Genomic DNA, 17,893 nt, shown 5'->3' with positions numbered 1-17,893 from the left:
TGTGATTTCCTTCGGTGTTCAGGGAGCGGGACGGCCTTGGGTGCTGGCGGCCAGCGAGGGTTGCTGGGGCTGCTGCGTCGGGGTGGTGCTGCCCTTCTGCATCGCCTCCCAGACGCGGTGCGGCGAGGCCGGCATGTCGAAGTCCTTGACGCCGAGCGGCGCCAGCGCGTCGAGCACGGCGTTGATCACCGCCGGTGGCGAGCCGATCGCGCCGGCCTCGCCACAGCCCTTGGTGCCGAGCGGGTTGTGGGTGCACGGCGTGCAGACGGTGTCGAGCTTGAACATCGGGAAGTCGGCCGCGCGCGGCATCGCATAGTCCATGAAGCTGCCGGTGAGCAGCTGGCCCGTGTCGTTGTCGTAGACGCAGTTCTCCATCAGCGCCTGGCCGATGCCCTGCACCAGGCCGCCGAGCACCTGGCCCTCGACGATCATCGGATTGATGATGGTGCCGAAGTCGTCGACCGCGCTGAAGCGGTCGACGCGGGTCTCGCCGGTCTGCCTGTCGATCTCGACCTCGCAGATGTAGGTGCCGCCCGGGAAGGTGAAGTTGGTCGGGTCGTAGAAGGCGGTCTCGTTGAGCCCGGGCTCGAGCTTGTCGAGCGGGTAGTTGTGCGGCACGTAGGCCGTCAGCGCCACCTGGCCGAACGGGATCTTCTTGTCGGTGCCCTTGACCGTGAACTCGCCGTTGGCGAACTCGATGTCGGCATCGCTGGCCTCCATCAGGTGGGCCGCGATCTTCTTGGCCTTGGCCTCGATCTTGTCGAGCGCCTTCATGATCGCGGCGCCGCCGACCGAGATCGATCGCGAGCCGTAGGTGCCCATGCCGAAGGGCACGCGGCCGGTGTCGCCGTGCACCACGTCGACGGCCTCCACCGCGATGCCCAGGCGAGCCGCCACCACCTGCGCGAAGGTGGTCTCGTGGCCCTGGCCGTGGCTGTGCGAGCCCGTGAACACGGTCACGCTGCCGGTCGGGTGGACGCGGATCTCGCCGCACTCGAACAGGCCGGCGCGGGCACCGAGGGCACCCGCGATGTTCGACGGTGCGATGCCGCAGGCCTCGATGTAGCTCGAATAGCCGATGCCGCGCAGCATGCCCCTGGCGGCGCTGGCCGACTTGCGGGCCTCGAAGCCGGCGACGTCGGCGAGCACGCGGGCCTTGTCCATGCAGGCGTGGAAGTCGCCCGTGTCGTACTGGAGCGCCACCGGCGTCTGATACGGGAAGGTGGTGATGAAGTTGCGCTTGCGGATCTCGTCCTGGCCCAGGTTCATCTCCCAGGCGCAGCGCGACACCAGGCGCTCGAGCAGGTAGGTGGCCTCGGGCCGGCCCGCGCCGCGGTAGGCATCGACCGGCGCGGTGTTGGTGAACCAGGCATCGACCTCGACATAGACCTGCGGCGTCGCGTACTGGCCCGCGAGCAGCGTGGCGTAGAGGATGGTCGGCACCGCGGTCGCGAAGGTCGACAGGTAGGCGCCCAGGTTGGCGTCGGTGTGGACACGCATCGCGAGGAACTTGCCCTGCGCGTCCATTGCCATCTCGGCGTGGCTCACGTGGTCGCGGCCATGGGCGTCGGACAGGAAGCACTCCGAACGCTCGGCCGTCCACTTGATGCTGCGGTTGAGCTGCTTGGCGGCCCAGGTCAGGCAGACGTCCTCGGCGTACAGGAAGATCTTCGAGCCGAAGCCGCCGCCGACGTCGGGGGCAATGACGCGCACCTTGTGCTCGGGCAGGCCGAGCACGAAGGCGGTCATCAGCAGCCGCTCGACGTGAGGATTCTGGTTGGAGACGTAGAGAACGTATTCCTCGGTGGCGCGGCTGTAGTTGCCGATCGCCACCCGCGGCTCGATCGGGTTGGGCACCAGGCGGTTGTTGACCAGGTCGAGCTTCGTGACGTGGGCCGCGTTGGCAAAGGCCGCATCGACCGCGGCCTTGTCGCCGATCGCCCACTTGTAGCACTGGTTGTCGGGCGCCTCGTCGTGGATCGTGACGCCGCTCTGCTTCTTCGCGGCATCGGCCACGCTGACCAGCGGCTGCAGCACGTCGTAGTCGACCACGACCGCCTCGGCGGCGTTCTTGGCCTGCTCGACCGTCTCGGCCACCACCATCGCGACATGGTCGCCGACATAGCGCACCTTGTTGATCGCGAGGATCGGGTGCATCGGCTCCTTCATGGGCGTGCCGTCGGGGTTGTTGATGAGCCAGCCGCAGGGCAGGCCGCCCATCTTGCCCTCGATGTCCTTGCCGCTGAAGATGCCGACCACGCCGGGCATCTTCATGGCCGCGGCGATGTCGACCGACTTGATGGTGGCGTGCGCATGCGGCGAACGCACGAACACGGCATGGCTCTGGTTGCCCATGGTCACGTCGTCGACGTACTGGCCGGCGCCGGTCAGGAACCGGTAGTCCTCCTTGCGCCGGAGGGCCTCGCCGATGTGCGGCAGCTTTGCGAAATCTGGTGCGCCCATGTCGTGCTCCTCAGGCCGTCGCCGTGGTCTTGGCGGGCTCCGCAAGCATCGCCGCGCCGCCCACCTGGACCGCCTTGACGATGTTCTGGTAGCCGGTGCAGCGGCACAGGTTGCCATCGAGCAGTTCGCGGATCTCGGTCTCGCTCGACTTCGGATGGTGGTTGCACAGGTCGATCGCGCTCATGACCATGCCGGGCGTGCAGAAGCCGCATTGCAGGCCGTGGCACTCCTTGAAGGCGGCCTGCATCGGGTGCATGGTGCCGTCGGGCTGGGCGATGCCCTCGATGGTCGTGACCTGCGCGCCGGCCACCTGGCCCACGAGCACATTGCAGGACTTGATCGCGCGGCCGTCGACATGGACGGTGCAGGCGCCGCACTGCGCGGTGTCGCAGCCGACGTGGGTTCCGGTCAGGTGCAGGTGCTCGCGGATTGCGTGCACGAGGAAGGTGTTGGGGGGCGCGTCGACCGTGACATCGCGGCCGTTGACCGTGAATGAAACCTGCATGTGGCTGTCTCCGTTGTAGGTGATGGCTGGAAGGCGAAAGGAATCTTGGCCGTGCGACCTGCGGGGCATGCTAGGCAAAACCCTATGCGCTTGCGCGTTGCGCCGGAAATTCTCAAAATGAAACAGCTTGCGTTCGGCAGGCCCCGAACGACAAGGCGCCGCCCTCGAGGCACGACCACACGATGACTCTCTCCACGGCCGCGGCCGCACCGCCCGAGCGCTCGCTCGCCATCGCGAAGGCACGCCGCCAATGGATCGACGGCGAGCGGGCAGTCGATCCGGCCACACCACGCATCGAGCCCTGGCTGTTGCGCTCCTGGCAACGCTGCCTGGCAGCCGGCCACCAGCCGCAGCAGCGCGTGAGCTTCGACCCGGTATCGGCCGAGGCCGCACGTCGCGTCGTCGACCGCCATCACGCGCTTCAGGTTGCGGCCCGGCCGGTGCTCGACCGGCTCTCGCGCGCCATCGCCGACACCCGCTATTTCGCGATCCTCACCGATGCCGACGGCATCGTGGTCGACGTGGGCGCGCTGCCCGCGGGCAGCGATCCGGCGGCGCGGCATGCAAGGGACATCGCACGCATCGGCGTCGACCTGTCGGAGCGCGCGGTCGGCACCACCGCGATCGGCGCCGCGCTGGCCGAACGCGAATCGGTCTGGCTCCACCGCGGCGAGCATTTCTTCGACGACACCAGCATCTATAGCTGTGCCGGCGCGCCGCTGTTCGGTCCGGGGGGCGACTGCATCGGCATGCTGGACCTGACCGGCGTGCAGGTCACGGAGCGCCCTGAACTGCGCCACCTGGCCGCCGCCTCGGCGCGCAGCATCGAGAACGCGCTGGTCTTGGGACACCCGTGCGCGCTGCTGCTGCAGATCGCCTGGCCCGGCAGCGCCGCGGGCGGCGACGCGGAGGGCCTGTTGTGCATCGACGCCGAGGGCCTGGTGAGCGGCGCCAACGCCGCCGCGCGCCACATGCTGCACCAGCCGCTGGGCGGACGCCCTGCCCTGCACTGCAACGACCTCTTCGCGCTGCCGACGCAAATGCTTTTCGATGCCGCGCGACGCGGCGAGGCGCTGCTCGAGGTGCCGCTGTGGTCGGGGCTGCGCGTGCAGGCGCGGCCGCGCCTGGCAAGCCGCTCCTCACCGGGGCCCGTCGCGGGCGGGACGGCGCTGCCGCCGCGCCTGCGCGATGTCGAGACCGCGCTGATCCGCAAGGCCGTGGACGACGCGCGCGGCAACGTCGCCGAAGCGGCGCGTGCGCTGGGAATCAGCCGCGCCACGGTCTATCGCAAGCTGGGTAGGGGTCTACGCGCGTGACAAAATTACAAATTGTTGCTAATGTAAACACCTGTTAAAACCCGCCCGCCGTGCGAAGCCCGGGGGCTCGACCGGACGTTGACCATGCGCGATTCCCAGGCCCCTGCCCTCTTGTCGTCTGCTGCGCCCAATCGGCGCCAGCTGATCCACGGCCTGGCCATGGTGGCCGGTGCCGGTGCCGCTGCAGGCCTGGGCCTGCCTGCCTTCGCACAGGCGCGCACCATCCGCATCGGCGCCACCTTCGACAACAGCAGCGTCGAAAAGGCCAACGGAACCGGACTGTTCACGGGCTCGAGCGCCTACTTCGCCGCCCTGAACAAGGCCGGCGGCATCAACGGCACCAAGGTCGAGCTGGTCATGGCCGACGACCAGTTCAAGCCCGACATCGCCAAGGCCAATGCCCAGGCGTTCGCCGCCGACGGCTCGGTGCTCGCGATGATCCACCCGCTCGGCACGCGCCAGACTTCGGAGGTCAGCGACGCGGTGCCCGGCATGGCCGTGGTGGGCCCGAACACCGGCACCGTCTCGCTGCGCAAGAAGGCCGCGCCCAACACCTTCTGGGTGCGCGCCAACTACGACCAGGAGATCGATCGCCTGATCGCCACCGCCGCCGTGCTGGGCCAGACGCGCATCGGCATCGTGTACTCGAACGACCCGCTCGGACAGTCGCTGCTGGCGGGCTTCAAGGCCGCGCTGGCCAAGGCCAAGCTCGAGCCCGCCGTGATCGCGAGCACGCCCGGCACGACCAGCATGGAGGTCGAGCCGGCCGCCGAGCAGATCGCCAAGGCCGCGCCGCAGATCGTCATCATCGGCCTGGCCGGCACTGCACCGGCCTTCGTGAAGGCCTTGCGCAAGGCCGGCGGCAAGAGCAGCGCCTACGGCCTGTCCATCACGGCCGGCTCGCTCGGCGCGATGGGCGAGCTCGCCCACGGACTGGGCTTCGCGATCGTCGTGCCCTCGCCCTTCGCGACCAAGTACGAGATCGTGCGCCGCTACCAGGCCGACATGCTGGCCAGCGGGAACAAGAACTTCTCGCTGCCCAGTCTCGAGGGCTACATGGACGCCGCCGTGCTGGCCGAAGGACTGCGCCGCGCCGGCCCGTCGCCGACGCGCGCGGGCGTGATCGCGGGTCTCGAGCACATCGAGGCCTTCGACCTGGGCGGCGTCAAGATCAGCTTCGGCCGTGGCAACCGGGAAGGCAACCAGTTCGTCGACGTGGCCGTGATGAGCTCCACCGGAAGGCTGTTGAGCTAAGGCCTGCTCACACGACGTCCGGGGGTCGCGAAGGCATGCCAGCGCCCATCGCGCGCCTCGCGCAGAATGCCCGCATGACATCCAGCTATTCCACCGAGGCGCCGTCGCGCGCCGAAGTCGATGCCCTGGCCGGCGCCACGCTGGTCGAGTTCGGCACCGACTGGTGCGGCTTCTGCAAGGCCGCGCAACCGCTGATCGCCGAGGCGCTCGCGCAGGCACCCGGCCTGCGTCACCTGAAAATCGAGGACGGCAGTGGCCGGCCGCTGGGACGTTCGTTCCAGGTCCGGCTGTGGCCCACGCTGGTCTTCATGCGCGACGGCCAGGAGATCGGCCGGGTCGTGCGGCCGGCCAGTGCCGCCCAGATCGGCGAGCAACTCGTCCGTCTCGCAGCCTGAAAGGGCCCGCCGGGAGTCGAGGCGGCATCGGACCTTGCCCGACGAAGCCTTTCAGCCAGGCAGCGCCACCACCACGGCGGCCTCGTCGACGCTCGCGCATACGCGCTGGCGCGTGCGCAGGCCACTGCCGCTGGCCGCGAAGCCAACCAGCTGAAGGCCGCCTTCGAGCACGACGACGACCTCGTCACCGTCGGCGCCGCGCGTGGCGCTGGCCACCACGCCCTCGAGCCGATTGCCCTGGCGCCGACCGCCACGCGCCGTGCCGTCCACGCGCGCGATGCGCACCGCCGTGGCCTTGCACAGCGCGATCGCGCCCATGCCCTCCTCGAGCCCGAGCAGCTCGGCGCTTTCCAGCGTGATGCGGGCAGAGATCTGCGTCGACTCTCCCAGCCGCAGCCCGATCCGAACGATGCGCCCGGTGACGCTGACCGCCGCCACCGTGGCCGGCAACTGGTTGCGCATGCTGGTGCGGATCGACAGCCGCGCCGCGGCGTCGCCGGCGCCGGCCAGGCCGGCCGCTGGCCCGGCGCGCGACTGCACCGTGCGGCGCGCGTCGGCCAGTGCGTCGGCGAGCTCGAGCAGATGCTCGCCATGCGCGGTGAGCGTCGCGCCGCCGCCGCCGGCGCCGCCGACCGCGCGCGCGACCAGCGGCACGCCGGCCAGGTTGGTGAGCGTCGCGACGGCCTGCCAGGCGGCCTTGTAGCTCACGCCGGCATCGCGTGCGGCCTGCGAGATGCTGCCGGTGCGGCCGATGCCGCGCAGGATGTCGATGCGCTTGTCGCTCGTGCCATGGCCGAGCGCGTCGCCGAAACGGGGAGAAGCCATGCACGGATTGTGCAGGCTGCACCCGCGCGCCCGGGGCGCGTCAGGCCCCCGCAGGCACCTTGTCCAGGAAACCCGTGACCGACTGCAGCCGGCCGCCTTCGAGGCGCACGAAATCCGTGCCTTCGATCAGGTCCTCGGCACCGCTGGGGCCGAGCGTCCACGAGAAACGCAGCTGGTCGCCGTGCGCGTCGGGGCTTCCCTTGAGTGCGAATCGGAAGCCCGGATAGCGCTGATGCACGCCGCCGACCAGGGCGCTGATCTGGGCCCGGCCGCTGCCCTGCATGACCGGGTCGACGTAGCGTGCGTCCTCGGTCCAGTGGCTTTCGAGCAGGGCGTTCCGGCGCGCGGCATCGGTCTCGTTCCAGACGGCAATGTAGTGCGCGGCGAGGCTGGCGGCATCGGGATGGGCGGTGTTCATGGTGGCAGTTCCTTTCGTTGGGATGCACCCGCAACGTCGCGGGGTGAAGGAATGGTCGCCGCGCGAACGCCGCGGGTCGATGACCCCGGAGGTCAAGCGCCTCAGAGGGCGCAGGTGCGAAAGCCGAAGAAGCCGTCGTCGCGATCGGGCAGCGCGAAGCCGCGCCGTTTCATCGAACGCAGCCGCGCCCGGGTCGCGAACGAGGCTCCGCGCAGGACGCGGGCCTGGCCGAAGGCTGGCACCGGATCGAATTCGCCGCCCTGGCTCCAGGGATCGACACGAAAGCCGGACCAGGGTTGCAGCGTGCCGGCGGTCCATTCGTGCACGTCGGCCCATCGGAAGCCGCGCCGCGCGACCGTATGGGCCGCGATCTCCCATTCGACCTCGGTCGCCACGCGGCGTCCGGCCCAGCGGGCCCACGCATCGGCTTCCCACCAGCTCACGTGCACCGCGCTCCGGTTGCCGGCCGCTCGCACGGTGCGGCCGAACTGCTGCTGCAGCACCGAGCCGCCGGTGCCGTGGCGCGCGGCGCCGATCTGCTCGACATGGCGCGGGCCGCGTCGCCCTTCGGACTGGCGCGCCAGCCAGGCAAGGCCCTCCGGCCGCCACAGCTCGGTCCGGTCGTAGCCGCCGTCGTCGACGAATTCGACGTACTGGCTCCAGGTCACGGGCTGGGCGTCGATCTCGAATTCCGGCACGTCGGTGTGCTCGCTGCCGCTCTCTTGCGCGAATGCGAAGCCGGCATCGGGGAGCCCGAGCTCCCAGGCCGTGGCCGGCACCAGCAACGGCGGCCGCACCACCGAGGCCGGCGGCAGCTCGACCGAGAGCGCGAGCCCGAGCGTCTGCGCCATCACGAGCAGCTGCTCGCCACGCAGGTCCTCGTGCAGCAGCGCCAGCCGATAGAAGTAGAGCCCGGCATCGGTCTCGGCCGCATGCTCCAGCAGTTCGAGCGTGCTCTCGAGCGTGTCGAGCAGGTAGGCCTTGGTCTGCGCAAGGTCTGGCAGGCCGGCGGCCGCGCGCTCGGCGGCGGGCCGCTGCGTCGGGTTCCACCAGTCGTCGGCCTGCGGCTCGATGGCGGCCAGGCGCGTGGGCCGCACGGGGCAGTCGACGCCGAAGGCGCGCTGCGTGTTGCGTGCGATCCACCATTCGGCAAACCAGCCGATGTGTCCCGCGAGCCAGACCGGCGGGTCCAGGCCCTCGGTGGCCGGCACCGCGAGCGTGTCGTTGCCCATCGCCTGCTGGTAGAGCGACAGCAGGTGCAGCGTGTGGTTGCGGGCGTCGATCAACGCCAGCGAAAGCAGCTCGCGGCCGGCGCGCCGCATGTCGGGCGAATCGATCGAGTGCGGCAGGCCTGGCGAACGGAGCGGCATCAGAGCCTTGCGGACTGCAGGAAGCTGTCGAATGCAGCCTCGGTGACGCGGTCCGTGCGCAGGCTGGCCTGCTGGAAGGCACGGTAGTCCTGGTGCAGCTTCTTCCATGCCGGATTGCTGCGGTCCAAGTCGAGGCTGAGCGCCATCGATTCCTTGAACAGCGCATCCAGCACCGGCTTCGGGAACGGCTTGAACTGCGCGCCCGCGGCAGTCAGCTGGCGCAGCGCAGCGGGATTGCGTGCGTCGTAGCTGGCCAGCAACTGCACCTGCACCGCCGCGCTGGCGATCTGCACGATGGCCTTGTTCTCGACGCTCAGCGCGTCGAAGGCCTTCTGGTTGACCAGCAGATCGAGCTGCGTCGCGCCCGACCACCAGCCCGGGTAGTGGCAGATGCGCGCCACCTTGGGCATGCCGCTGCGCTGGTCGTCCCACGGGCTCAGGCCTTCGGCCGCGCCGATGGCGCCGCGTGCGAGCGCATCGCGGACGTCGACGCCGCTGGCCGGTCCCTGGGGCAGAGCGCCGAAGCGCGCCATGGCGCGGCCGGCAAGGCCGTCGACGCGCAGCCTGAGGCCCTTGAAGTCCTGCAGGCTGCGGATCTCGCGCACGAACCAGCCGAGACGCTGCGCGCCCGCGATGCCACAGGCGAAGCTGACGGCACCGAAGTCGGCATGGAACTCCCGCACCAGCTTCTGGCCGTTGCCCGCGCTCATCCAGGCCGAGAGCTGGCGGGCATTCATGCCGAACGGAATGGCGGCGCCGAGTGCGAAGGCGGCGTTGGCGTCGGGCGCGAAGGCTCCCGTCGTGTGGCAGGCCTCGACAGCGCCGCGCTGCACGCCGTCGAAGACGCCCTGCGCCGACATCAACTCACCGGCACCGTGGACCTCGATCTGGAAGCGGCCGCCGCTCAGTTCGCCGACCTGCCTGGCGAAGGCCGTGGCGGCACCGAAAAGCAGCTCCTGCGGCTTGGAGAAACTGGACGCCAGCCGCCAGCGCGTGAGCGCCTGGGCCTGCACGGCCGGCGCGAGGCCAGCGGCCAGCACGCCCGCCATGCCCCCTCGCCGGATCAGTGAACGACGCTGCATCGAAACAAAACTCCTGGAAACCCCGCAAGGATGAACCAGCGATTGTAGGAAGCGTCCGAGCCGCAGCTTATAAAATAGCCGCCCCCTTCCTTTCCTTTCCTCGAAAGAGCAAACCAATGAGACATCTCCCGTTCAAGGCCTCCCTGCTGGCCGTTGCCGCCTTTGCCGCCATCGCTGCCCAGGCCGCCGACCTCAAGATCGGTGTCGCCGAAGCCCTGTCCGGCGGTGCCGCGCAGTACGGCGTGGCGATCCGTAACGGCTTCGAACTCGCGGCCTCCGAGATCAATGCCGCCGGCGGCATCAACGGCGACAAGATCGAGCTGGTCGTCGCCGACGAGCAGGGCAAGAAGGAAGAGGCGATCAACGTCTTCAAGAAGCTGATCTTCCAGGACAAGGTCCTGATGACCTTCGGCCCGACCCTGTCGAACTCGGCCCAAGCGGCCGACCCGATCGCCCAGGCCGCCAAGACCGTGGCCTTCGGCACCTCGAACACCGCCGACGGCATCACCTCGATCGGCGACTACGTGTTCCGCAACTCGGTGACCGAGGCCGACGTGCTGCCCGAGACCATCAAGGTCGCGGTCAAGAACGCCGGCATCAAGAAGGTCGCGGTGCTCTACGGCAACGACGACGTGTTCACCAAGAGCGGCTACGACAACTTCAAGAAGGCCCTCGAAGACCTGAAGATCCCGGTCACCACCACCGAGACCTTCGCCAAGGGCGACGTCGACTTCAAGGCCCAGCTGACCAAGATCAAGGCCAGCGGCGCCGATGCGATCGTGCTGTCGGCGCTGCTCGCCGAAGGCGCACCGATCATGGTGCAGGCCCGCCAGCTCGGCCTGAACGTGCCGGTCATCGGCGGCAACGGCATGAACTCGGTCAAGGTGTTCGAGCTCGCCAAGGGCAACTCCGACAACCTGTACGTCGGCAGCCCCTGGTCGTCCAGCAACGCCACGCCCGAGAACACGAAGTTCATCAAGGCCTACACCGAGAAGTACAAGACCGCGCCGGACCAGTTCGCCGCGCAGGCCTACGACGCGATGTACATCGCTGCGCAGGCGCTGAAGAACGTCAAGCTCAGCGGCGACCTGGCGAAGGACCGCGCCGCACTGCGCGACGCGCTGCCCGAAGCCAAGTTCACCGGCGCCACCGGCCCGTTCCAGTTCCGCCGCGCCACCGACAAGGCCGGCAAGCCGGCCGGCTACGACGCCCAGCAGACGCCGATCGTCAGCGTGACCAAGGGCTCCGAGTTCGTGATCGCGAAGTAAGGCTCTCCCCCAGGTTGGCTCACTTCGTGTAGCCGCCCACCCCCTCACCGGGGGCAACACCTGAAGCCCGGCAAAGCCGGTTCTTCGGTGTTTCACGAACAGCGGGGACCGGCGAAGCGCCGGCCCCGCTTTCTTTCCTGAACGGAAAATTCATGCTTGAACAGCAACTCGTCAACGCACTGTCACTCGGGTGCGTGTATGCGCTCTTCGCGCTCGGCTTCACGCTCATCTTCGGCGTGCTCGGCGTCATCAATCTTTCGCACGGCGCGGTCTTCATGGTCGGCGCGTACGCGGCCGTCGAGGCCATGGCGCGCTTCGAGCTGCCGCTGTGGGCCGGCCTGCTGTTCGCCTGCGTGTTCTGCGGCCTGCTGGGCCTGCTGATCGACTTCCTGGTGCTCAAGCCGCTGCGTGCGCGCAATGCACCCCACCTGATTCCCATGATCGCCACCATCGGCGTCGCGATCATCCTCAACAACGGCATCCAGGGCATCTTCGGCGCGCAGAACATCCGCTTCCCGGCCGGCGCGGTGTCGGGCGATTCGCTGAGCCTCGCGGGCCTGCACCTGACCGCGCTCGAGCTCGGCATCATCCTGTTGTCCTTCGTGCTGATGGCGGTGCTGATGGTGGCGCTCAAGCGCACCCAGCTCGGCCGCGCGCTGCGCGCCATCGCCGAATCGCCCAAGGCCGCCTACCTGCTCGGCATCAACGTCGAGGGCCTGTTCTTCCTGACCTCGTTCGCGGCCGCCGCGCTCGGCGGCCTCGCGGGCGTGCTGATCGGCCTGTATTCCAACGCCGTGTTCCCGCTGATGGGCCAGCCGATGCTGCACAAGGGCATCGCGGTGATCATCCTGGGCGGCATGGGCGACATCCGCGGCGCGATGCTGGGCGGCCTGTTCCTGGGCTTCGCCGAGGTGCTCTCGGTGGCCTACATCGGCTCGAACATGCGTGACGCGGTCGCCTTCGGCCTGCTGTTCCTGGTGCTGCTGGTGCGGCCCAAGGGCCTGTTCGGCTCGATGCAAGAGCGCAAGGTCTGACGGTCATGGAAGCGTTCAACAACTTCTGGCAGATCTACAGCAACCTGGTGCTCACGCTGGGCACCAACGCGCTGCTCGCGCTGTCGATCTGGCTCACGCTCTCGTGCGGCATGCTGGCCATGGCCAACGCCGCCTTCATGGGCATCGGCGCGTACACCTCGGCGATCCTCACGATGACCTACGGCGTGCCGTTCCCGATCGCGATCGCGGCCGGCATGGCGGCACCTGCGCTGACCGCCTTCGTGATCGGCAAGCCGACCCTGCGGCTGTCGGGCGTCTACCTCGCCATGGCCACGCTGGCCTTCGGCGAAGTGGTGCGCATCGTCATCCTCAACGTCGAATCGGTGACCGGCGGCGCGCTGGGCCTGAACGGCATTCCGCCCGTCACCGAGTGGTGGCACGTCGGGCTGGCGCTGGTGCTGGTGCTGCTGTTCCTGTGGCGGCTGCGCCGCTCCAAGGTCGGCCGTGCCTTCGAGGCGATCAAGGAAGACGAGACCGCGGCCGGCCTGATGGGCATCGACGTCGGCGCTCACAAGATGCTGGCCTTCGTGCTGGGCGGTGCGATCGCGGGCCTGGCGGGCGTGCTCAATGCGCACCACACCTTCTTCATCGGCCCGAACGAGTTCGGCTTCGACCGCGGCGTCGAGATCCTGACCATGACCGTGCTGGGCGGCATCAACAGCCTCATGGGGCCGGTGCTGGGCGGCTTCATCCTCACCGTCCTGCCCGAGGCGCTTCGTCCGTTCGGCGACTTCCGGCTGGTGGTCAACGGCGTGATCCTGGTGCTGATCGTGCTGTTCCTGCCGAAGGGCATCTGGGACCCGGCGCGCATGCGCCAATGGTTCGCACGCAAGGGAGCCTCGGCATGAGCACGACCCCATTGCTGACGCTGGACGGCGTGTCGCGCCACTTCGGTGGCCTCAAGGTGCTGCAGGACGTGAATCTCGAGGTGCCGCAGGGCGGCATCTTCGGGCTGATCGGTCCCAACGGCGCCGGCAAGACCACCGTCTTCAACCTGACGACCGGCCTGCTGCCGACCACCGGCGGCACGATCCGCTTCGAGGGCCGCGACCTCGCAGGCCTGAAGCCGCACCAGATCACGCGCGGCGGCATCGCGCGCACCTTCCAGAACATCCGCATCTTCAAGGAGATGTCGCTGCTCGAGAACGTGATGGTGGGCATGCACGCCAAGCTGCGCTACGGCGGGCTCGGGCTGATCACGTCCTCGGGCCTTTTCCGCAGCGAGGAAAAGCGCGCGCGCGACCGGGCGCGCGAGCTGCTCTCGTGGGTCAGGCTCGACCACAAGTCGGACGACGTCGCCGACAACCTGTCGTACGGCGACCAGCGCAAGCTCGAACTGGCGCGCGCGCTCGCCACCGACCCCAAGCTGCTGCTGCTCGACGAACCGGTGGCCGGCATGAACAGCAGCGAGAAGACCGACCTGATGCACGAGATCCGCAACATCAGCGGCCGTGGCTACACCATTTTCATGATCGAACACGACATGCGCTTCGTGATGGGCCTGTGCGAGCACATCGCGGTGCTGAACTTCGGCCGCATCATCGCGCGCGGCGGACCGGACCAGATCCGGAACGACCCGCAGGTGATCGAGGCCTACCTGGGCCGCGAAGAGGACGAAGCCAGCAGCCAGGAGGCCACGGCATGAGCGCGAAGCCACTGCTGAAGGTCGAGGGCCTGCAGGTTGCCTACGGCCACATCGAGGCCGTGAAGGGCATCGATCTCGAACTGCACGAAGGCCAGATCACGACACTGGTCGGCGCCAACGGCGCGGGCAAGTCGACCACGCTGCTGGCGCTGTCGGGCCTGGTCGCCAAGGCGGCGGGCCGCGTCGTGCTCGACGGCCGCGACCTGAGCTCGCTGTCGCCGCACAAGATCGTCTCCGCCGGCATGGTGCAGGTGGCCGAAGGCCGCGCCACGCTGACCACTCTGACGGTGCGCGAGAACCTCGAGCTCGGCGGCTACACCCGCACCGACAGCCGCGCCGCCCGTGCGGCCGACCTCGACAACGTCTACACCCTGTTCCCACGGCTCAAGGAACGCGCCGACGGCCTGGCGGGCAACCTGTCGGGCGGCGAGCAGCAGATGCTCGCCATCGGCCGCGCCCTGATGGCCAAGCCGCGCGTGCTGCTGCTCGACGAGCCCTCGATGGGCCTCGCGCCCATCATCGTGCAGGACATCTTCCGCACGCTGCGCGAGATCAACAAGGCCGGCCTCACGGTCTTCCTGGTCGAGCAGAACGTGCGGCAGGCGCTCAAGATCGCCGACCGCGCCTACGTGATCGAGACCGGCAAGATCGTGCTCGAGGGCAGCGGGCGGGAGCTGCTCGGGGACCCGAAGGTCCAGGACGCGTACCTGGGCGGCTAGCCCCGGAGCCGGCGCAGTCGCAGGATCGATGGCAGCCACGAGCGGAACTCGCCCATGACCCCGTGGCTTGCCTACTGCGACGGCAGCGCCGTGCCCAACCCCGGTCGCATCGGGCTCGGGGCCGTGTTCACCGAGCCCGACGGAACGCGCCACACGCTGTCTCACGCAGCGCGCGAGAGCGGCTGCAACAACGAGGCGGAGTTGCGCGCCCTGCTCGCGACGCTCCACGAGCTGAAGCTGCGCGGGGCAGACACGCTGCGCATCCACTGCGACAACAGCGTCGTCGTCGAACAGGTCGGCAGCCGCACGGCGCGACCGATCCCCCGGCTCGCCGCCTTGTTCGACGAGGCACGCGCACTGCTCGATTCGTTCGACCAGGCGACCCTGGTGTGGATACCGCGCCATCGCAACGCAGAAGCCGATGCACTCGCGCGCGCAGCGTTGGGGCTCGACTGCGATCGCGTCGTCAAGCCGGCCGGGAAACGGCGTCAGCGCAATGCGTAGCGTCCTCTACTACGCCCTGATGCTCCTGCTCGGATTCGCCTGGTACAGGTTCGGGCAGAAGCTGCTGCGCAAGGGGTACCGCGACGAACGCGGCGAGCTCACCCAGGGATTGCTGGGTCCGGTGGGCTTCCTGATGTCCGCTGTCGTCGCGTGCGTGCTCCTGTTCGGCTTGATGCGCGCGCTGATCCAGGGTGAGGTGTCCTGCCTGGGCAGGGGTTGCAAGACGCAGGTCTACACCCTGGCGGCGCATGCTGGCGACTACTGGGCCAACATGTTCTACATGGCGTGGATGGTGCTCGGCCTCGGCTATGCGATGTACGTGACGTTCAGGATCTGGTTTCGCCGATAGCGCCCTGCGCGGACTCCGCCGCCAGCAGGCGGGCCAGGTCGACCAGGCTCGGGGCCATGACGTCGAAGTAGGTCTCCGCACCGACATCCACCTGGCCGCGGGGTCCGAACTCCAGGGGCCGCGGAATGAAGGCCACCTTGAAGCCGAATTTCTTCGCGGCGGCCAGGTCGTACTTGTGGCACGCGACCATGAGGATCTCGTCGGCACGCAAGCCCAGCGACTTCTGCGCCAATGCGTACACCCGGGGGTCCGGCTTCGACGAGCTGACCAGTTCCGCAGTCAGGACGCAGTCGAACGGCAGGTCGTGCGTCTTGACGATGTTGACGATCGAAGCCATCGAACCGTTCGACAGGGTCGACAACTTGAAGCGCTCGCGAAGCTGCAGAAGTCCGGGCCGCGTATCGGGCCACGGTTTCAGGATCGACCATGCGGCGCTCAATTCGTCGCGGTCCCCAGGCGAGAGCACGCTGCCCCAGTCGACCTCGCCCAGAAGGCCATCGAGCGTGCGCCGATAGATGCTGTCGGTGGTCGTCCAGGGAATCGCACCGGCCAGGATGCCGTCCAGCTGAACCCGATAGGCCTTGCGCCACCGGTCCAGGACGTCGGTCCAATCCACGTCGACGCCGCGGCTGCCGGTCAGCTTCGTGCCTGCATCGACGATCGTGGCGTAGAAGTCGAGCAGGCTGCCCTGCATGTCGAAGGTCAACGCCTTGATCGACGAGGGGTCGATGCGGCAGAGGGCCGCTTCTCCGCGAGGATCTGCGGACGATTCCTGTGCTTGATTCATGGCGTCGCTCCGGGCTCTGCGAGGGTCTTCCCTCCGAGCCCGGGACTGTACAGCCAGGCATGCCCAGGCCTCCCTGGGCAGGAATCAGGAAAAGCGCTTCCGGATCGATGCCTCGATGCCCGCGGCATCGAGCCCGATGCCCGCAAGCAGCTTGGCCGGATCGCCATGTTCGATGAAGCGGTCCGGCAGCCCCAGCTGCAGCACCGGATTCGACAGGCCCGCCGCCTGCAGGGCCTCGAGCACCGCACTGCCCGCGCCGCCCAGGATCGCACCCTCCTCGAGCGTCACGATCGACTCGTGCGTGGCTGCCACCTTCAACATCAGTTCGACATCGAGCGGCTTGGCCCAGCGCATGTTGACCACGGTGGCGTCGAGCGCCTCGGCCGCCGCGAGCGCCGGATAGAGCAGCGTGCCGAAGGCCAAGATCGCGATGCGCTGGCCCTGGCGCCGGATCTCGCCCTTGCCGAAGGGCAGTTCGTCGAGCGTGAGGTGCGGCGTCACGCCGGCACCGGCGCCGCGCGGATAGCGCACCGCCACCGGATGCGACTGCCCATAGGCGGTCGACAGCAGCTGCCGGCATTCGGCCTCGTCGGCCGGGCAGGCCACGCTCATGTTCGGGATGCAGCGCAGGAACGGGATGTCGTAGGCACCCGCGTGCGTCGCGCCGTCGGCACCGACCAGGCCCGCGCGGTCGAGCGCGAACACCACCGGCAGGTTCTGGATCGCGACGTCGTGGATCAGCTGATCGTAGGCGCGCTGCAGGAAGGTCGAGTAGATGGCAACCACCGGCTTCAGGCCCTCGCAGGCCAGGCCCGCGGCAAAGGTCACGGCATGCTGCTCGGCGATGCCGACGTCGTAGTAGCGATCGGGAAAGCGCTGTTCGAACTCGACCAGCCCCGAGCCTTCGCGCATGGCGGGCGTGATGCCGACCAGCCGGCCGTCCTGCGCCGCCATGTCGCACAGCCACTGGCCGAAGACCTGCGTGAAGGTCTGCTTCGGCGCCGTCGCGGGCTTCACGAGGCCGACCGCAGGGTCGAACTTCGAGGGGCCGTGGTAGGCCACCGGATCGGCCTCGGCCAGCTTGTAGCCCTGGCCCTTCTTCGTGACCACGTGCAGGAACTGAGGGCCGTCGAGATGCTTGAGGTTCTCGAGCGTGGGCACCAGCGAGTCGAGGTCGTGGCCGTCGATCGGGCCGACGTAGTTGAAGCCGAACTGCTCGAACAGCGTCGCCGGCACCACCATGCCCTTGGCATGCTGCTCGAAGCGCTTGGCCAGCTCGAACAGCGGGGGCGCCGCGCGCAGCACGCTCTTGCCGACGTTCTTGGCAGCCGCATAGAAGTTGCCGCTCATCAGCTGCGCGAGGTAGCGGTTGAGCGCGCCCACCGGGGGGCTGATCGACATGTCGTTGTCGTTGAGGATCACGAGCAGCTTGCAATCGCAGACGCCCGCGTTGTTCAGGGCCTCGAAGGCCATGCCCGCGGTCAGCGCGCCGTCGCCGATGATCGCGATCGAATGGCGGTCCTCGCCCTTCTGCTTGGCGGCCATCGCCATGCCGAGCGCGGCCGAGATGCTGGTCGACGAATGGGCGGTGCCGAAGGTGTCGTACTCGCTCTCGCTGCGCTGCGGAAAGCCCGAGATGCCGCCGAGCTGGCGCAGGCTCGGCATGCGCTCGCGCCGTCCGGTGAGGATCTTGTGCGGGTAGGTCTGGTGGCCCACGTCCCACACCAGGCGGTCGTGAGGCGTGTTGAAGACATGGTGCAGCGCGACCGTGAGTTCGACCGTGCCGAGGTTCGAGCTCAGGTGGCCGCCGGTGCGCGAGACGTTGTCCAGCACGCAGGTGCGCACCTCGTCGGCCAGTTGCTTGAGCTGCAGGCGGTCGAGCGAGCGCAGCGCGGAGGGGTCGTGGATGGTGGGGAGCAGCGGAGCCATGAAGAGGAG

At 68.7% G+C, this 17,893-nt stretch carries 18 protein-coding genes; 10 read left to right on the top strand and 8 right to left on the bottom strand.

The features are described 5' to 3' along the window. Window positions 1–18 precede the first annotated feature (18 nt). Together QTH87_RS10110 and QTH87_RS10105 are read right to left on the bottom strand one after the other, a co-directional pair. Window positions 19–2,463: a xanthine dehydrogenase family protein molybdopterin-binding subunit gene (locus QTH87_RS10110; RefSeq protein WP_286608779.1), complete on the bottom strand. Its 2,445-nt coding sequence runs from the start codon at window positions 2,461–2,463 to the stop codon at window positions 19–21. Between the two features lie 10 nt (window positions 2,464–2,473). Beyond that, window positions 2,474–2,968 (bottom strand): (2Fe-2S)-binding protein, encoded by a 495-nt coding sequence (locus tag QTH87_RS10105; protein WP_286608778.1) that lies wholly within the window; start codon window positions 2,966–2,968, stop codon window positions 2,474–2,476. Window positions 2,969–3,150: 182 nt separating this feature from the next. Here QTH87_RS10105 and QTH87_RS10100 point away from each other — a divergent pair, with 182 nt between their 5' ends. The 3 genes from QTH87_RS10100 to QTH87_RS10090 all read left to right on the top strand — a co-directional run bounded on the left by QTH87_RS10100 (window position 3,151) and on the right by QTH87_RS10090 (window position 5,933). Beyond that, a complete protein-coding gene (locus tag QTH87_RS10100; protein ID WP_286608777.1) occupies window positions 3,151–4,284 on the top strand; it encodes a helix-turn-helix domain-containing protein in 1,134 nt (377 codons plus the stop codon). Window positions 4,285–4,368: 84 nt separating this feature from the next. Further along, window positions 4,369–5,538 (top strand): ABC transporter substrate-binding protein, encoded by a 1,170-nt coding sequence (locus tag QTH87_RS10095; protein WP_286608776.1) that lies wholly within the window; start codon window positions 4,369–4,371, stop codon window positions 5,536–5,538. Window positions 5,539–5,612: 74 nt separating this feature from the next. Next, window positions 5,613–5,933, top strand: a complete 321-nt coding sequence (locus QTH87_RS10090) for a thioredoxin family protein (protein WP_286608775.1) — start codon at window positions 5,613–5,615, stop codon at window positions 5,931–5,933. A gap of 51 nt (window positions 5,934–5,984) precedes the next feature. On the opposite strand, the gene QTH87_RS10085 is transcribed toward QTH87_RS10090, so the two are convergent. From QTH87_RS10085 to QTH87_RS10070, 4 genes are all read right to left on the bottom strand, one after another. Then, window positions 5,985–6,758 carry a TOBE domain-containing protein gene (locus tag QTH87_RS10085; protein WP_286608774.1) on the bottom strand — a complete coding sequence of 258 codons (774 nt, stop codon included), beginning with the start codon at window positions 6,756–6,758 and terminating at the stop codon, window positions 5,985–5,987. A 40-nt stretch (window positions 6,759–6,798) separates the two neighbouring features. Beyond that, window positions 6,799–7,176, bottom strand: a complete 378-nt coding sequence (locus QTH87_RS10080; protein WP_286608773.1) for a nuclear transport factor 2 family protein — start codon at window positions 7,174–7,176, stop codon at window positions 6,799–6,801. A 101-nt stretch (window positions 7,177–7,277) separates the two neighbouring features. Further along, window positions 7,278–8,546 carry an SUMF1/EgtB/PvdO family nonheme iron enzyme gene (locus tag QTH87_RS10075; protein WP_286608772.1) on the bottom strand — a complete coding sequence of 423 codons (1,269 nt, stop codon included), beginning with the start codon at window positions 8,544–8,546 and terminating at the stop codon, window positions 7,278–7,280. After that, window positions 8,546–9,628, bottom strand: coding sequence for a TRAP transporter substrate-binding protein (locus QTH87_RS10070; RefSeq protein WP_286608771.1), 1,083 nt, complete (start codon window positions 9,626–9,628; stop codon window positions 8,546–8,548). Before QTH87_RS10070 ends, QTH87_RS10075 begins: the two co-directional genes overlap by 1 nt. A 116-nt stretch (window positions 9,629–9,744) precedes the next feature. On the opposite strand from QTH87_RS10070, the gene QTH87_RS10065 reads away from it, so the two are divergent. The 7 genes from QTH87_RS10065 (at window position 9,745) to QTH87_RS10035 (ending at window position 15,168) form a co-directional block, all read left to right on the top strand. Then, window positions 9,745–10,896 carry an ABC transporter substrate-binding protein gene (locus QTH87_RS10065; protein WP_286608770.1) on the top strand — a complete coding sequence of 384 codons (1,152 nt, stop codon included), beginning with the start codon at window positions 9,745–9,747 and terminating at the stop codon, window positions 10,894–10,896. A 152-nt stretch (window positions 10,897–11,048) separates the two neighbouring features. Continuing rightward, window positions 11,049–11,930 (top strand): branched-chain amino acid ABC transporter permease, encoded by an 882-nt coding sequence (locus tag QTH87_RS10060; RefSeq protein ID WP_286608769.1) that lies wholly within the window; start codon window positions 11,049–11,051, stop codon window positions 11,928–11,930. Window positions 11,931–11,935: 5 nt separating this feature from the next. Then, on the top strand, window positions 11,936–12,799 hold the full coding sequence (locus QTH87_RS10055) for a branched-chain amino acid ABC transporter permease (protein WP_286608768.1): 864 nt from the start codon (window positions 11,936–11,938) through the stop codon (window positions 12,797–12,799). Further along, the gene (locus QTH87_RS10050; RefSeq protein WP_444812765.1) at window positions 12,796–13,596 is read left to right on the top strand and encodes an ABC transporter ATP-binding protein; all 801 of its coding nucleotides are present in this window, start codon (window positions 12,796–12,798) and stop codon (window positions 13,594–13,596) included. The genes QTH87_RS10055 and QTH87_RS10050 overlap by 4 nt, the downstream gene beginning before the upstream one ends. Next, on the top strand, window positions 13,593–14,315 hold the full coding sequence (locus QTH87_RS10045; protein ID WP_286608767.1) for an ABC transporter ATP-binding protein: 723 nt from the start codon (window positions 13,593–13,595) through the stop codon (window positions 14,313–14,315). The genes QTH87_RS10050 and QTH87_RS10045 overlap by 4 nt, the downstream gene beginning before the upstream one ends. A 54-nt stretch (window positions 14,316–14,369) precedes the next feature. Continuing rightward, the gene (locus tag QTH87_RS10040; protein WP_286608766.1) at window positions 14,370–14,819 is read left to right on the top strand and encodes a ribonuclease HI family protein; all 450 of its coding nucleotides are present in this window, start codon (window positions 14,370–14,372) and stop codon (window positions 14,817–14,819) included. Continuing rightward, entirely contained in the window at window positions 14,812–15,168 is a 357-nt protein-coding gene (locus tag QTH87_RS10035) for a hypothetical protein (RefSeq protein ID WP_286608765.1), read from the top strand. Before QTH87_RS10040 ends, QTH87_RS10035 begins: the two co-directional genes overlap by 8 nt. Here QTH87_RS10035 and QTH87_RS10030 read toward each other — a convergent pair. Together QTH87_RS10030 and dxs are read right to left on the bottom strand one after the other, a co-directional pair. Continuing rightward, window positions 15,146–15,955 (bottom strand): haloacid dehalogenase type II, encoded by an 810-nt coding sequence (locus QTH87_RS10030; protein ID WP_286608764.1) that lies wholly within the window; start codon window positions 15,953–15,955, stop codon window positions 15,146–15,148. The genes QTH87_RS10035 and QTH87_RS10030 overlap by 23 nt on opposite strands. Window positions 15,956–16,039: 84 nt before the next feature. Continuing rightward, entirely contained in the window at window positions 16,040–17,884 is a 1,845-nt protein-coding gene (gene dxs / locus QTH87_RS10025; RefSeq protein ID WP_286608763.1) for a 1-deoxy-D-xylulose-5-phosphate synthase, read from the bottom strand. Window positions 17,885–17,893: the final 9 nt, after the last annotated feature.

This window comes from Variovorax jilinensis, assembly GCF_030316885.1.
Classification (GTDB): Bacteria; Pseudomonadota; Gammaproteobacteria; order Burkholderiales; family Burkholderiaceae_C; genus Variovorax; species Variovorax jilinensis.
This window is presented reverse-complemented; position numbering and strand designations above follow the sequence as displayed.